Source organism: Fortiea sp. LEGE XX443, assembly GCF_015206815.1.
Taxonomy (GTDB): domain Bacteria; phylum Cyanobacteriota; class Cyanobacteriia; order Cyanobacteriales; family Nostocaceae; genus Nostoc_B.
This window is the reverse complement of record NZ_JADEXZ010000026.1, coordinates 19,267-36,337: the sequence shown is the minus strand read 5'-3', so window position 1 is coordinate 36,337 and position 17,071 is coordinate 19,267. Positions and strand designations below refer to the sequence as shown.

Genomic DNA, 17,071 nt, shown 5'->3' with positions numbered 1-17,071 from the left:
CCCAAGGAGAATTTCGATGGTTAGAACATTAATTGATCCCCACGGCGGCAAGCTGGTGGAGTGTCACTTACATGAACAAGAACGCCAAGCTGTTCAACTTCTGCCTCGTTTGACCCTCTCTGAACGCAACCTTGCGGATCTAGAGTGCATTATGACTGGCGTTTATAGCCCACTGGAGGGCTTTGTCAGTGAACAGGACTATCACACAATTGTGAGTGACATGCGCCTGAGTAATGGATTAGCCTGGAGTATCCCGGTGACGTTACAGGTTCAAGAAGGAGAGGCTAAACAATACAAGCTCGATAGTGACATTGCCTTAGTGCATCCTAATGGTGATCTCCTGGCGGTGATGACAATTACCAGCAAGTACCAGCCAGATCAGCAGCGAGAAGCTCAACAGGTTTACAAAACCACTACCGAAGATCATCCTGGTGTGAAAGCATTGTTAGCCGAAGGGGTAGTTTATCTGGGCGGAGCAATTCAGCAGATTAATCCAATTCCCTACCAAGATTTTCGGGATTTCCGGCTAACACCCAAGATAACTCGCCAAATTTTCCAGGAGCGTCAATGGCGAGCGATCGCAGCATTTCAAACCCGCAACCCCATCCATCGCGCCCATGAGTACATCACAAAAATTGCTTTGGAGATGGTGGATGGGTTGTTTATTAACCCGTTAGTTGGAGCAACCAAATCTGATGACATCCCCGCTAATGTGCGGATGCAGTGCTATCAGGTATTGCTAGACAGGTATTATCCTAAAAATCGGGTATTGTTGGGAGTTTTCCCCGCGGCAATGCGTTATGCTGGCCCACGAGAAGCCATTATGCACGCGATCGCCCGTCAAAACTATGGCTGCACACACTTCATCGTCGGGCGAGATCATGCCGGAGTCGGGGATTACTACGGCACTTATGATGCTCAACATATCTTTGATCAATTCACGTCAAAAGAACTGCAAATCACACCGCTAAAATTTGAACACGCCTTTTACTGCACTCGCAGTCAGACAATGGCGACAGACAAAACTAGTCCCAGCACTCCAGCAGAACGGATTCACCTTTCCGGAACGAAAGTGCGCCAGATGTTGCGAAATGGTCAAATTCCCCCACCTGAGTTCACCCGTCCCGAAGTTGCTGAAATATTAGTCGCCTCAATGCGTGAAGCTGTGGCCAGTATCTAAAAACCAATCTCATTTGGATTGTTTTGAATATTTTATCAATCCATCCGTGGCATTCTTTTTTCAAATTTGTATAACTCTAAGTAGAAAGGTGCAAATAAACCGAACTATGTAACGGAAAGTAAAGTAGCTTGAAAACCTCTTCCCTTCTGCCCTTCGGGTTCAGCAGTTGCTCATGGGGGAAACCCCCAAGACCGCACTGCTTCACCTTCTGCCCTCTGCCTCCTGCCTTGTCATGACGACAATTTTTAACACCGACCTACTTAGGTTCAATTCCACTACTCAGATTTCAACTGGAGATCAATCATGGTTCAACTCACCGACAAATCTTCGAGCCACACCGAAATTGCTACCTGGGAAGCCGAACTTGCTAACCAATCTCCCCAAGAAATTCTCCGCCATGCGCTGAAGCAATTTGACAATATTGCGGTTTCCTTTAGCGGTGCTGAAGATGTTGTTCTCATCGACATGGCTTGCCAGATTAAAAAAGATGTGAGAGTCTTTACCCTCGATACTGGGCGACTTCATCCTGAGACATATCAATTTATTGACCGCGTTCGTCAGCACTACAACATTAAGCTAGACATTGTTTTTCCCGATTCGGCTCAGGTAGAAGCTTTGGTGAATGATAAAGGCTTATTTAGCTTTTATCAAGATGGTCACAAAGAGTGCTGTGGCATTCGCAAGGTTCGGCCTTTACGTCGCCATCTCTCGACTTTAGAGGCTTGGATTACTGGACAGCGGCAAGATCAAAATCCCTCTACCCGTGCCAGTGTTCCTATCGTGCAAGTAGATACTGCTTTCTCCTCAGAAGAGCGCCAACTAATTAAATTCAACCCCCTGGCAAACTGGACTTCAGCCGAAGTTTGGCAATACATCCACACTTACGAAGTCCCATACAACGCTTTACATGAAAAAGGTTTTGTCAGCATTGGCTGTGAACCCTGTACCCGTCCCATTTTGCCTCATCAACAAGAGCGAGAAGGTCGCTGGTGGTGGGAAATCGCCGTTGATAAAGAGTGCGGTCTTCATGCTACTAATCTGGCTGCCAACGCTCATCAGTAATTAGTAAGACTGTATATACCCCTACACATAGCCCTTCAGATATTGGTCAATAATGCAATAGGTAAATAACATGACTATCACATTAGTCAAAAAACTTAAGTTAGACGGACAAGTGTGCGCTAAATCGGCCAGGGTACTTGCCAATTTGGAAGAGCGAGGATTACTCAGTCAAATCCATCAAGTGATTACAGCAGATGAACGAGACACCTCCAGTCAAGGCTATGCTCTAGCTGCTCAGTATCATGTCGATGCTGCCCCCTTTTTCATTGTCACAGGGGATGATGGAAAGACTCAAGTTTACCTTGCGTATCACCATTTTTTGAAGGATATCTTCAATCAAGAAGTTACAGAAGCAGATGAAGTTGCTGAAATCATGTCTCAAAATCCCGATTTGGATTTCATCTAAACCAGTTTTCAGTTCAGTTTTTTAACCCGTCAACCTACTCCATATGAAGTCCATCAACCTCAAGGAATCTATGCGATCAATTCGGGCTGGCGGCATACCTCATTTAGTGCCAGGACTACTGTTAACTTTTGGATTAGCCCTTTTAGCTACTAGCTTGCAAAGGCTTCCTGGTGTCAATATTCTCAGTCCGCTGATTCTTGCCGTTCTGCTGGGTGTGTTGGTGAGAAACACTGTTGGCACACCCGCCATTTGCCGCCCTGGAATCATTTTTTCCCTCAAGCGTATCCTGCGGCTGGCGATTATTTTACTGGGTTTGCAACTGAATTTTGCTCAAGTGCTGGCCATTGGCCCCATCGGACTGGCAATCATCATCATGACCCTCGTGAGTACGTTTATCTTTACTTGCTGGTTAGGAAGCTACCTGGGCGTAGAGCGTAAACTGACTCAGTTGATTGCTGCGGGAACTTCAATTTGTGGAGCATCAGCAGTTGTCGCTACAAGTGGTGTAGTTAAGAGTTCTGATGAAGATGTTTCCTATGCTGTGGCGATCGTCACAGTATTTGGTACGCTGTCTATGCTGCTGTATCCTTTCTTGGATATGAGTCTACAGCTAACATCCTCAGCATTTGGATTGTGGTGTGGTACATCTATCCACGAAGTCGCCCAGGTGGTAGCCGCTGCATTTCAGATGGGGGAAACTACCGGCGAGATTGCTACTATTTCTAAGCTATCACGGGTGATGTTTCTTGTGCCGATGCTTTTAGGGCTAGGTGTTCTGTCTATGTCTGGCCGCAAACAATCTGGGGCAATGCAACTGAGTAAATTGCCCATTCCCTGGTTTGTGTTCGGTTTTTTAGCATTGATTGCACTCAATAGCTTTTCGCTGTTTCCAATGGCGATTAAAGACTTGATTATTCAAGGGAACAGGTTTTTACTCACCATTGCTCTAGCCGCGATGGGGTTGGAAACTAGTCTGCTCAAAATCAGAGAAACAGGGCTGAAACCTCTCTATTTAGGAGCTGCTTCTTGGCTATTTATCTCATGCCTGAGTTTAGGGTTAGTAAAGTTTTTCTATTGACGATAGAGTACGATATTTTTGCATAGATGCCTGAGCGGCTTGCCGGAGATATCGCTTTTAGATTAGTAACGCCCAAAATTAATAATTCCTATAAGTTTATTTTATTTATGGGCTTAAGACTGGAATTAATTAACTCAAAATTAAGATTAGAATGTCGAATCTTCAATTCATTATTCTAATCTTAATTTTCTATTTTGAATTGAGCTAATAAAATCCTGTATAGTTTTTGTATAAGTAATTTTGACTGTTCTGTACGTTGTGGTGCAAGTTCTACGTTTTAACTAATAATCTGGTATAGCCTTATCTTTGGCTATCTCAGCAAAAGTTAGACTACCTCTGCAAAAGCGGGGGTAAAATTTTAGGCATTGCATACATAATTGCCGGATGATTTTTTTGGTTTTGTGAGATGGGTATCTTGCCCACCTTACAAGAATCATCCCTCGATTCAGTAATGCCAGTTTTTATATTGCCTTTGTTTTGTGCAGAGGTGAAATTTTGTGTTTCCTATATTTTAAAAAAAGTAAAAGCTTAGATTACCTCTTGGTTTACTGTAACTCGATAGAGCCAGCTTGATGCACCAGCAACACGACCACATACTCTGTTTTTTATTTAAGGAATCTTTGTGAAAATTGTGAACCACCAAAAAGCGAGAAGCTTGAAAGATAAAGCGCTCTTGAAAAATAAAGTACTTTCCATAATGGCGATCGCGGTTACCGCCATTTTCGTCGTCGGTGTCGTGGTAGGTGGTTTTCTCGACAGGGAAGTCCACGCACAGTCTGTTGACATGACTTTGCCGAATAGATTCGGTCGCATGTTCAATAATCTGCCACCCTTTGCCCCACCAACCAATACTGTTAGAAGCGCTCTCATAGAAATGGGCAAAGCTGGCGGTATCTTGGATGCTAAAGACAATCTAGCCGCAGGCCCCTTAGCCTTAATTGCTGATCCTGTCCTCAACCTTAACAACCCGAATAACAATACTCAAACAGCGGGTACAACGTTCATGACCCAGTTTATGGATCATGACATCACCTTTGATGCGTCGTCTCGATTGGGCAGAATCACGCCTCCAGTAACTGTGACGAATGTTCGCACAGCCAATTTTGACCTCGATACAGTCTACGGTGACGGGCCGATCGCATTCCCAAGCATATATGACCCAAAAGACCCAATCAAGCTAAGAATTGAAAGTGGCGGCTTGTTTGAGGATTTACCACGGGACGCAAACAACCAAGCGATCATCGCTGACCCACGTAACGATCAACATCTGATTCTGACGGGATTGTTAGCTGCGTTCCATCTCTTCCACAACAATGCGGTGGATTTAGTTAGATCCCAGTCGCCTAATATTTCTAACGATAATGCTTTCCGTGAAGCTCGTAGATTGACCACCTGGCACTACCAATGGACAATCCTCCATGAGTTTCTACCACTCATCATTGGGCAAGATATGGTGGACGACATCCTAACGAATGGGCGTAGATTTTACAATCCCTTACCTAACAGAGGATTCATCCCAGTTGAATTTCAAGTTGGTTATCGTTTTGGTCACAGCATGGTAAGACCTTCTTACCGAGCAAACTTGGCAGGTGATAATGGTCAGCCCTTCTTTGCTTTTATTTTCGATCCTTCTCAAGATGGACAACCTGATCCGAGTGACCTACGCAGTGGAGCGAGAGCGCCGAGGCGCTTTATTGGTTGGCAGACATTCTTCGACTTTGGAGACACTCAAATAAGACGGAACAAGTTAACCGACACAAAAATCTCTAGCGCACTGTTTAATTTGCCACTCCAGACTATTCCTGAAGGTACTCCTCCTACTTCACTTATCCAGCGCAACTTGCTGCGACACATAACTTGGCAACTACCGTCCGGTCAAGACATTGCCCGCAGGATGGGTGTACCTGTGCTGAGTCGGAACGAATTGGCTGAACTTCGGAGTATTTACCCGACCTTCGACACCTCCACACCACTCTGGTACTACATCCTCAAAGAAGCTGAACTGAAAGAAGGAGGCTTGCATCTAGGACAAGTGGGAGGTCGCATTGTTGGTGAGGTGATTATCGGTCTGCTACAAGTTGACTCAACATCTTACCTGAAGGCTAATCCTGCTTGGGTACCAACAATACCCACCAGAACTGGTAGACCTGAAGACTTCCGCATGGTTGATTTTCTGACTTTTGCTGGTGTAGATCCCATTAGCCGTGGTCAATAAGAAAAGTAAGATAGCAGGTGACAGGTGACAGGTTACAGAGTTAAAAATCTTTTGTTCATGTCCTCATCACCTTGGCTGTTGCTATAGATATGGGAACAAACAACAATTAATCTACTATGTAACGGCTTAATGGGATTTTGCCAAAATAGACGTTGCACAGTACAAAAATGATTTGACGGAATTTATCCCATATTTATATATGACTCCTAGGAGGGGTAAGCTTACCCCTCCTTTTTTTATGCCAAACTCAGGTTATTTTAGGTTAGTTTAGCAATGGCTAAGTTTGGAGTTTTATTCATGAGGCTAAGATAGATGATTCGATGGTGACGGTTTCTTATTTTAACAAAGGGTATTGTGAATGGTTTACTTTGTGTTCTGGTGTCATCGGCAGATAAATACACTTGTCTGAATTATTTTGGCTGATTTTTACCTTCTTTGTAAAAAAACTAGGACGCATACCCAGCAAGGATATCTAAAGACGAATGTGCGAAAAATAATTCATTTCATTAATTAGTAATACCTAAAATTCATAATTTCTATAAGCTCATTCACGTGATGATAACTTGAATTAATTAAGCCTAAATTAAGATTAGAATAATAGATTTAAAATTAAATATTCTAATCTTAATTTTAAATTTTGAATTGAGATAATAAAAGATACTGTATAGTTTTTGTGGAAGTAATTTGAACTTTCCTGTAGGTTTTGTTGCAAGTTCTAAGTTTTAACTAATAGTCTGGTACAGGCTTATATTTAGCTATCTTGGCAAAAATTAGATTGCCTCTGTTTTTTTGCGGAGGTAAAAATTAGATTGCCTCTATTTTTTTGCAGAGGTATTTACATATTTGAACTGCTAGAGCCAGCTTGATGCACCTGCAACACAACTACATACTTTGTTTTTTATTTAAAGTATCTTCGTGAAAATTATGCACCAACAAAAAGCGAGAAGCTTGAAAAATAAAGCGCTCTTGAAAAATAAAGTGCTTTCCATAATGGCGATCGCGGTTACCGCCATTTTCGTCGTCGGTGTCTTTGTAGGTGGTTTTCTTGACAGAGAAGTGCAAGCACAGTCTGTTGATATTACTCTGCCGGGTAGATTCGGTCGCATGTTTAATAATCTGCCAGCTTTCGCCTTACCAACAGATACTGTTAGAGGCGCTCTCATAGAAATGGGCAAAGCTGGCGGTATCTTGGATGCTAAGGACAATCTAGCCGCAGGGCCGTTAGCCTTGATCGTTGATCCTGTCCTCAACCTGAATAACCCGAATAACAATACCCAAACAGCGGGTACAACGTTCATGACCCAGTTTATGGATCATGACATCACCTTTGATGCGTCGTCTCGCTTGGGTCTGGTAACACCCCCAGTAACTGTGCCGAATGTTCGCACAGCCAATTTTGACCTCGATACAGTCTACGGTGACGGGCCGATCGCCTTACCAAACGTATATGACCCAACAGACCCAATCAAGCTAAGAATTGAAAGTGGTGGCTTGTTTGAGGATCTGGCGCGTGATGCAAACAATCAAGCAATCATCGCTGATCCACGTAACGATCAACATCTGATTCTGACGGGATTGTTAGCGGCGTTCCATCTCTTCCACAACAATGCGGTGGATTTAGTTAGATCCCAGTCGCCTAATATTTCTAACGATAATGCTTTCCGTGAAGCTCGCAAATTGACCACCTGGCACTACCAATGGACAATCCTCCATGAGTTTCTACCACTCATCATTGGGCAAGATATGGTGGACGACATCCTAACGAATGGGCGCAGATTTTACAATCCCTTACCGGATAAAGGTTTTATCCCAGTTGAATTCCAAGTTGGTTATCGTTTTGGTCACACTATGGTAAGACCTTCCTACCGAGCAAACTTGGCAGGTGATAATGGTCAGCCCTTCTTTGCATTCATTTTCGATCCTTCTCAAGATGGACAACCTGATCCGAGTGACCTACGCAGTGGAGCAAGAGCGCCACGACGCTTCATTGGCTGGCAGACATTCTTCGACTTCGGAGACACTGAAGTCAGACGGAACAAGTTAACCGACACAAAAATCTCTAGCGCACTGTTTAACTTGCCGCTCCAGACTATCCCTGAAGCAGAGCCTCCCACTTCACTTATCCAGCGCAACTTACTGCGACACCTGACTTGGCTACTACCGTCTGGTCAAGCGATCGCCCGCGAAATGGGTGTACCTGTGTTGAGTAGAAACGAATTGGCTGAACTTCGGAGTATTCACCCAACTTTCGATGTTTCCACACCACTTTGGTATTACATGCTCAAAGAAGCTGAATTGAAAGAAGGCGGCTTACATCTGGGCAAAATGGGTGGTCGTCTTGTTGGTGAGGTGATTATCGGTCTGCTACAAGTTGACTCAACATCTTACCTGAAGGCTAATCCTGCTTGGGTACCAACCTTACCCACCAGAACTGGTAGACCTGAAGACTTCCGCATGGTTGATTTCCTGACTTTTGCTGGTGTAGATCCCATTAGCCGTGGTCAATAAGAAAAGTAAGACAGCAGGTTACAGGTTACAGGTTACAGGTGACAGGTTACAGAGTTAAAAATCTTTTGTTCATGTCCTCATCACCTTGGCTGTTGCTATAGATATGGGAACAAACAACAATTAATTTACTATGTAACGGCTTAATGGGATTTTGCCAACATTGGCGTTGCATAGTACAAAAATGATTTGACTGAATTTATCCCGTATTTATATATGAATCCTAGGAGGGGTTAAGTTTACTTAACCCCTCCTTTCCTGATTTGAAACTCAGGTTAGTTTAGCAATGGCTAAGTTTGGAGTTTTATTCATGAGACTAAGATAGACGATTCGATGGTGACGGGTTCGTACCCTGCATCGTAAGGTGTCACCACGGAAATAAACACCAAGGGTTCATCGCCATGATTAAAAACACCGTGAACATATTGGACTGGTGCCACAACTACATCGCCTGCTGTGATTGTTTTGCGAGTACCGGCTGTATCTAAATAATATTCGCCACTGCCGGATAAGATTGTCCAGGTATCCTGTCCGTTGGGATGGATGTGGGCTGCAATTTCTTGTCCGGGTTTGACGTACCAGGCAACAACAACTGCATCCGATGAATCCGTCACGATTGAACGAATTGGTTCACCGTCTGTGGGTTGAAAAAAGTCAGAACTTTTGAAAATTCTTTCTATACTCATCTTAAGACCCATACATAGTTGAACAATATCTCAAACACACTACATCAAAACCATACTTCTTACAATTGATTGAGACTACAAAAACCAACTTTTTATGCCCAATGGCTTGGAATATTTATTGTCAGGTCGAGGTAAAATCAGTGCATCCGTTACACGATTTTAATGAAGGCAATACAAGTTTTGGCTAATACATATCAATAACTTCTCACTATGCTGGAATTTCAAGCTCTTAGATACTTATTAGACTGTCAGGTTTATTAAATAAAGTAAAGCGTTGCTTGGTAAATTTTTATGAGAAAATTATTCATGAAAGTACTAACATTTCTGTTCATTGGATTGCTGACAGTTTTCCTAAGTTTTTTGCCTACCCCTAGTAGTGCTGAACCTACAGGTTTGGTGAGCATGAAAAGTGCTTTTAGTGTTGAACAAACAACCAAACGACTAGAAGGCTTGCTCAAGAAGCGCAATTTAAATTTATTTGCCCAAGTTGATCATACTGCTGGCGCAAAATCTGTTGGGCTAAAACTCCGGCCTACTCGCTTGTTAATATTTGGTAATCCTCGCTCTGGAACACCGTTGATGCAGTGTGGACAAAGTGTGGCGATTGACTTGCCGATGAAAGCCCTAGTCTGGGAGGATGAAGCTGGGCAAGTTTGGGTTGGCTATAACTCTCCTAACTATCTGAAAACCCGTCACAGATTGAAAGGCTGTGATCAAGTACTTGAAAAAACCAGCCAAGCTCTAAATTCTTTAGCAAAAGCTGCTACTCAGCCTTAACGCATTTGACTGCTATCTGGTACTGCTGGTAACTTAGGTTTTTGTTGTTCTTGTTGTGCTTGTAGCCGTTGTTGAGCAATAGTTTGATTAGCTAGTGCTAATGAGTTTTTGGGATCAATTTGTAAAGTATTGGCAAAAGTAGCTACTGCTTCTTGTAACTTACCCAATCTCAATAAAGCAACTCCTTTACCAGCTAAAATATTGGCATCAGTAGGAGCAAGATTACTAGCTTGGTTGTAAGCCTTAATAGCTTCATCATATCTGGCTAAATTAAATAGCACTACGCCTCGGTTATACCATCCTTGCGATAAATTGGGATTGATAGCGATCGCTCTATCCACAGAAACTAAGGCTTCTTGATTTCTCGATAAATGCCAAAGTACAACACTACGGTTAGCCCAAATATTTGCTAATAGTGATTTATCGGTAAATTTGCCAATATTTTCTAATGATTTATTATAAGCTGCAAGTGCTTCAGAATAACGTTCTAATGTTTTCAAAATTCTACCTTTATTAAACCAAGCTTGAGCATATTTAGGATTAATTTGGGTGGCGCGATCGCTACTTGTAATTGCATCAGAATATCTGCCTAAATACCACTGAGTAGCTGCACGATTATTCCAAGCTTCGGCATAGTTAGGGTTAAGTGCGATCGCTCTTTCTATTGAGGCTAATCCTTCTTCGTAGTTTCCTAATCCAGCTAAGGCAATTCCTCTCTCTTCCCAAGCCAAGGCTGGACTTGCATCACCCCAACGATTATCGCCTTGTAGTGCTTGTTCTGCGGCTGTTTGTGCTTCTTTAAATTTACCCAATTTGTTCAAGCTGGCACTTTGACTTGCTAAAGCCAAAGCATAATTAGGACTCAGTTTGAGGGCAAATTCATAGGAAACAGCAGATTGTTCTGGTTTACCAATTTCAGCTAACAATCTACCATGTTCTAGCCAAATATCTGCATCTTTGGGATTCATCGCCACTGCTTGATCAAATGAGGCGATCGCTTCTTCTAGTTGGCCATTTTTTTTCTGTGCCAAGCCTTTAGTGTACCAAGCGGCCGCTGGTGTCGCATCACCCCAATTATTATTAGTTTTAATTGCTGAGTCGCAGGCGGCGATCGCTCCGCTGAATCTGCTTAAATTGGCTAATGCTTGACAATTACCGACTAATGCTAAAGAATTCTCAGGATCAATTGCTAAGGCGCGATTAAATGAGGCGATCGCTTCTTCTAATTGTCCTAATTTGCTTTGTGCTAAACCGCGATTGTACCACGCCACTACTGCCATCGCATTGCCCCAGTTGCCATCAGAACGCAGGGCTAAATCACAAGCCGCGATCGCTCCGGCATATTTGCCCAAACTTAATAATGCTTGACATCTTTGAGCTAAAGCTAAAGAATATTGTGGCTGGAGACGTAAGGTGCGATCGGCTGACACCAAAGCTTCACTATACTTTGCTTGGTTGAGTAAAACATCTGTGCGTGTTACCCAAATTTCTGGGTCTTCTGGCTTGATGGCGATTCCTTGATTACAAGCGGCGATCGCTTCTTCATATTTCTTTTCTTCTCCCAACAGTTTACAGAAATTTACCCAGTAGTCAAAATCTTTAATTTCTAACTTTTCTTGAGCAAATAAAGTTTTCGGGACTAACGAATTTGCTAATAAAAAAACTGCTGTTAGTCCCCAGACAATCATGCTTGATTTGACTTGTTTATTGAAGATGACTATTTTTAACCAGCTATTAACAGCTAACTTTAGTTTCGGCTTGGCTTTGGTATGAAAATATCTCATATTTTTTTAAATTTTGTCAAGAATATTTAATGTTAAATACAACTATAAGTTCAGCACTCGTCAACTTTAGCAAAATCATCTAAAATTACTTATTTTTGCAAACATTCGCAAAAATTAACTTTTTGAGTCACCGTCGTAGTTACTTCCGGTAAGCCAAAAAAATCTAAACTTTGATCGTGCATAAAATCTCATGACTTAATGTATAGTCTATTGATACAAGGATAACTAAAGCTTTAGAATCCCTTAAATTTTAAAAAAATCTAATTTTTATGCTGCCAGTAATTTCATTAATCATCACAGTTTACAATCGAGAAAATTACCTCAAATCTGCCATAGAAAGTGTTTTGTCTCAAACGCGGCAAGACTTTGAACTGCTGATTTGGGATGATGGTTCCACAGATAATTCCCTAGAAATTGCCCGTGAGTATGAACAGCGCGATCGCCGCGTGCGGGTAATAGCAGGTCAAGATAATATAGGACAAGCGAGAGTTTTAAAAGCGGCGATCGCTCAAACTCGTGGTAAATATATCGGTTGGGTAGATAGTGATGATTTGCTGGCATCAACAGCACTAGCAGAAACAGCAGCAGTATTGGATGCTAAACCCAATATTGGTTGGGTTTACACCGACTATTTAGATATTGACGAGAACGGTACAATCCTCAGCTACGGCTACCGCTGTCTTGTACCCTACAGCCGAGAAGAACTGTTAAATAGGTTCATGACATTTCAGTTTCGGCTAATTCGCCGACAAGTGTTTGAATTAGCAGGTGGTATTGATGAGTCACTTGTAACCGCAGAAGATTACGATTTATGTCTGCGGCTTTCAGAAGTCGCAGAAGTAGAGCATGTATACAAGCCGCTATACCACTATCGCACCCATCCAGAAACAATATCGCGGCAACGACGACAAGAGCAAATTCAGAAATCGCAGTTAGCAATTATCAAGGCACAACGACGCAGACAGCAGAGCAAACAAACTTTACAAAATAAAGCCCTGATTCCTGGCAGCAAAATAAATTTCCCTGCTATTTCCAGAGCCAAGAAACAAACTTTTCCGAAATCTAGATGTAGCAATCTAATATCCCGCGTCAAAACATTAGCCGCCAGCAACATAGCATTGCTGTTATGCCTAATACCCATAGTAGCCAAAGCTCAACAAACCATCACCCCTGCCAGCGATAGTACAACAGTTATCAACACTCAAGGTAACAACATCAATATCAGTGGCGGTAGTTTGAGTAGTGATCAAGCCAACCTCTTCCACAGCTTCAGCAAATTTGGACTCGATGCAAATCAAACAGCCAACTTCTTATCGCAACCATCAATACAAAACATCTTAGGCAGAGTCACAGGTGGCGAAGCATCCTTAATCAACGGCTTAATTAGAGTCAGTGGCGGTAATTCCAACTTATATTTAATCAACCCGGCAGGCATTATATTTGGACAAAATGCCAGTTTAAATGTCCCAGGCTCATTTACAGCCACTACGGCTAATCGTCTGGGTTTTGGCAATGATAACTGGTTAAATGCCGTTGGGACAAACGACTACAGTCAACTTATTGGCACACCCAGTAGTTTTGCCTTTGATGGGAGTGTAGCCAGTGCCATATTCAATCAAGGTAATTTGGCTGTGCCATCTGGGAGTAATTTGAGTTTATTTGCCGGTACAGTTGTCAGTACAGGGAATTTGTCTGCACCTGGTGGTAACGTGACGATTGCTACTGTGCCTGGTAGTAGCATACTGCGTTTAAGTATGCCGGGGAATCCTTTGAGTTTGGAAATTCAACCGCCTAATTCTACTAGTAATAATTTGGGATCGAATTCTTTACCAGCGTTGTTGACTGGTGGTGGTGCAGGGAATGTTTCTGGTGTGGTGGTGAATAACAATGGTGAGGTGCAGTTAGTTGGTTCTGGCTTGGCTGTTAACAATGGTGATGTTGTAGTGACTAACACCACAGCTAAAAACGTTACCCTCGCCGCTAATAACAACTTGATATTACCAGAAAGTCAACTTTCTGCCACTGGTAATTTAAATTTACTTGCCAACAATACAGTCACAGTTCGTGATAGCGTCGCTAAAGATTTCTCTGCTGTTGCAGGTAATAACCTCACCATTCGAGGTAATCAAGGTATTGATATTTTTGCTATTAATCATTTAAATAAAACACCATTTGTAAGTGGCGGTGATTTAACTTTAATTAGTGATGGGAATATTTCTTTAGATGCTCACTTTAGTAGTGGTGGTAACTTTTCAATTCTCAATTCTCAAGGACAAGCTGGTGATTTTAGAAGTTTAGTTGACCCAATTATTAGTTCTACTCAAGATGTCACTTTTGGTGATTACACAGGGCCATCCTTAAAAGTAGAATCTCTTGGTAGTATCACCACTGGCAATATCACAATTAACAATAGAGATATCACACTAGAGAATTTTTGTAGCCTGAATACTTGTACGCCAGATCAGCAAACATTAGCTGATGGAGCATCTTTAATTTTAAGGGCAGGCGTGACTAGCTTGCAAGAAATAGGCATTCCTAGTGACCCTCTACCAATAACTTTCAGTCAAACAGGAGGCCCATCTTCACCTGCAAATGTCATTACAGGCAATATATCTATAATTCCCTTAACTGGTCAATATGGCGCTCCAGTAGCAAGTAATGGGCCTGTAATTATCAGCGCCACAGGTGATATTATTACTCAAAATATTGAGACTTCTAATGATTTTTCTGGTAACAGTGGACAAGTCCAATTAACAGCAGGAGGTAACGTCAGTACGAATAGTATTAATACTTCCATTGTTAATAGTTCTGGCGACAGTGGACAAGTCCAAATAATAGCAGGAGGCAACATCAGCGCTAATAGTATCAACGCATCAGTTTTTGGTGATAGTAGCGGTGATGCCGCTCCAGTGCAATTAAATGCTGGAGGTAGCATAACTGCAAATAATATCAATACCTTTAGTGACTTCGGATCTAGCGGTCAAGTACAGTTAAATGCTGGAGGTAGTATCACTACAAATAATATTGATAGTTCTAGTACTGGAACGTCTGGCGCAGTTAATTTAACATCAGGAGGCAGCATTACCACAGGTACTATCGACACATCAGCCACAACTTTTGGAGAGAACGCAATAGCAGGTGCAGTTACACTCAACGCTACTAGTACTGTATTTGGTAGTGATATTACCTTTAGTACTATTAACACTCAAGCTGATGCTAACAGCATAGACGGTGAAATATTGGTAGCTCAAGGTGGTAATGTTAGTGTTTTGGCAAATGGTGTGGTTAGAGGGACAGGATTAATCAGCGTAGATATTGGCGATGGTGGACAGCTAATTACCAACAATACAATCTTTACCGGAGGAGATACTCAATCAGGTACAGTCACAATACAACATGATGGTGGGCCGAATAACGCAGATTTCGTTGTTGGGAACGCTAGTACCAATGGTACATTAGGAGCAATTAATACTGGCACCACATCTATCACGCCTACTAACTCTTTTCCTGTCCTACCAAATGGCGGTACTGCCTCTGGTACTCCTGCCGGAATTACGATTAATTCTATTAATACTCCACCCACTTTAACCCTTACAAATTCACTTCTTTCAACTAGCCAAGATCAATCCATAACCTTCACGTTTGGGTCTTTGAATCCTACTGCAAGTGATGTTAATAATGACGTTATCACTTTCATTTTTAATGCAATTTCATCCGGGACTTTGACATTCCAAGACGGTACGCCAGTCACCCCAGGAAGTTTACTAAATGCCGATACAGTTTTAGTATATACACCACAATCAGGAGCTAGTGGTCAAATTCCAGCTTTCACTGTTAGTTCCAGTGATGTTGTTTCGCAGTCAGCACCGCAACAGGTAAATGTTAACATCAACATCGTTACCAATGAGGTTGATCCTGGTGAAATCATTGAAGACCCCGTGTTTCCCAAAGAACTACCAGATGACAGAGATACTATTCAAGGAGATCCCGTTCCTGAAGACAAGTTTACTGGTAAGATTAGCAATTACTTGGGAGAAGGCAAACCCCTCATTAAGGGTATTGCCGAAGCGCGTGAAATTCTGAACAACATTGAAGAAGCCACAGGTGCTAAACCGGCTCTAATTTACGTTTCTTTCGTACCTGCAACTATCAAACCAACGGCTCAACTACCTATCCTTGCTCAAGATAACGACCTTTTAGAATTGGTAGTAGTGACAGCTAAAGGTGAGCCAATTCGTCAAGTAACTAATATAACGCGATCGCAAGTTCTCACAACCAGCCGCCAATTAAGCAGTCTAGTGACAGACCCAGCACTGCGACGCACCTTCATTAATCCTGCTAAACAACTATACAGTTGGCTAATTGCACCCCTTGAATCTGAACTGCAAGCACGAGAAATTAATAACCTAGTTTTTCTCATGGATACGGGATTGCGATCTATGCCCGTAGCAGCACTTTATGATGGTAAACAATATCTAGTTGAACGCTATAGTGTCGGTTTAATGCCTAGTCTCAGCTTGACTGATACTAAATATGCTGACATTAAAAAAGCTAAAGTTTTAGGAATGGGTGCATCTGAATTCACAAATCAAGACCCACTACCAGCAGTCCCCACAGAATTAAATATCATCACTCAGAAGATTTGGCAGGGTGTATCATTGTTAAATAAAGACTTCACTTTGGCAAATCTCAAAGGAAAACGCCAAGAAACACCCTACGGGATTGTTCACCTCGCCACCCACGGCGAATTTAGAAAAGGTGCGCCCGGTAACTCCTACATTCAATTGTGGGATACTCAACTGAGAATGGATCAGATGCGTCAACTCGGTTGGAATAACCCACCAGTAGAACTAGTTGTGTTGAGTGCATGTCGTACAGCCTTGGGTGACGAAGACGCAGAATTAGGTTTCGCTGGATTTGCAGTCCAAGCAGGTGCTAAGTCTGCATTGGCTAGTTTATGGTATGTCTCCGATGAAGGAACTTTTGGTTTGATGACCGAATTTTACGAAAAGTTGAAAAAAGCCCCCATCAAAGCCGAAGCACTCAGACAGGCGCAAGTAGCAATGCTCAAAGGAGAAGTACGCCTAGAAAACGGTAAACTTAAAACTTCTCACGGTGATTTACCTCTACCAGAAGCTTTAGTAGAACTTGGTGATAAAAACCTAACTCATCCCTATTTCTGGTCTGCTTTTACCATGATTGGCAATCCTTGGTAGAAATTAGACTAAAGTTTATTCGTAGTATTCGTGAATCATTTGTGAACAACAAGATTCCCGACTTCTTGAAGAAGTCGGGAATCTAAGCTTCTTCATTTTCATAAATCAAATAAAATTGCTATACATAATTTTCATATTTAAAAATATTTAAAATAAGGAGTA

10 protein-coding genes are annotated in these 17,071 nt (G+C 42.2%); 8 read left to right on the top strand and 2 right to left on the bottom strand.

Features of this window, described 5'->3' with window-relative positions:
- Positions 1–16: 16 nt before the first annotated feature.
- The 6 genes from sat (at position 17) to IQ259_RS12195 (ending at position 8,449) form a co-directional block, all read left to right on the top strand.
- Positions 17–1,180: a sulfate adenylyltransferase gene (gene sat, locus IQ259_RS12220; protein ID WP_193885001.1), complete on the top strand. Its 1,164-nt coding sequence runs from the start codon at positions 17–19 to the stop codon at positions 1,178–1,180.
- Positions 1,181–1,483: 303 nt separating this feature from the next.
- On the top strand, positions 1,484–2,242 hold the full coding sequence (locus IQ259_RS12215) for a phosphoadenylyl-sulfate reductase (RefSeq protein WP_193884999.1): 759 nt from the start codon (positions 1,484–1,486) through the stop codon (positions 2,240–2,242).
- 70 nt (positions 2,243–2,312) lie between these two features.
- A complete protein-coding gene (locus tag IQ259_RS12210) occupies positions 2,313–2,648 on the top strand; it encodes a hypothetical protein (RefSeq protein ID WP_193884997.1) in 336 nt (111 codons plus the stop codon).
- Between the two features lie 70 nt (positions 2,649–2,718).
- Positions 2,719–3,726 (top strand): YeiH family protein, encoded by a 1,008-nt coding sequence (locus IQ259_RS12205; protein WP_193885061.1) that lies wholly within the window; start codon positions 2,719–2,721, stop codon positions 3,724–3,726.
- A 622-nt stretch (positions 3,727–4,348) separates the two neighbouring features.
- Positions 4,349–5,941 (top strand): heme peroxidase family protein, encoded by a 1,593-nt coding sequence (locus IQ259_RS12200; protein ID WP_193884995.1) that lies wholly within the window; start codon positions 4,349–4,351, stop codon positions 5,939–5,941.
- Between the two features lie 978 nt (positions 5,942–6,919).
- A complete protein-coding gene (locus IQ259_RS12195) occupies positions 6,920–8,449 on the top strand; it encodes a peroxidase family protein (protein ID WP_370568020.1) in 1,530 nt (509 codons plus the stop codon).
- Positions 8,450–8,754: 305 nt separating this feature from the next.
- Here IQ259_RS12195 and IQ259_RS12190 read toward each other — a convergent pair whose 3' ends face one another.
- Positions 8,755–9,132 carry a cupin domain-containing protein gene (locus tag IQ259_RS12190; RefSeq protein ID WP_193884993.1) on the bottom strand — a complete coding sequence of 126 codons (378 nt, stop codon included), beginning with the start codon at positions 9,130–9,132 and terminating at the stop codon, positions 8,755–8,757.
- A gap of 306 nt (positions 9,133–9,438) precedes the next feature.
- Between IQ259_RS12190 and IQ259_RS12185 the strand changes: the two genes are divergently transcribed.
- The gene (locus IQ259_RS12185; protein WP_193884991.1) at positions 9,439–9,909 is read left to right on the top strand and encodes a DUF302 domain-containing protein; all 471 of its coding nucleotides are present in this window, start codon (positions 9,439–9,441) and stop codon (positions 9,907–9,909) included.
- Here the strand turns inward: IQ259_RS12185 and IQ259_RS12180 are convergent.
- Positions 9,906–11,693 (bottom strand): tetratricopeptide repeat protein, encoded by a 1,788-nt coding sequence (locus IQ259_RS12180; protein WP_193884989.1) that lies wholly within the window; start codon positions 11,691–11,693, stop codon positions 9,906–9,908. The two genes, IQ259_RS12185 and IQ259_RS12180, sit on opposite strands and share 4 nt — an antisense overlap.
- Before the next feature lie 269 nt (positions 11,694–11,962).
- Between IQ259_RS12180 and IQ259_RS12175 the strand changes: the two genes are divergently transcribed.
- Positions 11,963–16,909: a CHAT domain-containing protein gene (locus IQ259_RS12175; RefSeq protein WP_193884987.1), complete on the top strand. Its 4,947-nt coding sequence runs from the start codon at positions 11,963–11,965 to the stop codon at positions 16,907–16,909.
- The last annotated feature ends 162 nt before the right edge of the window (positions 16,910–17,071 follow it).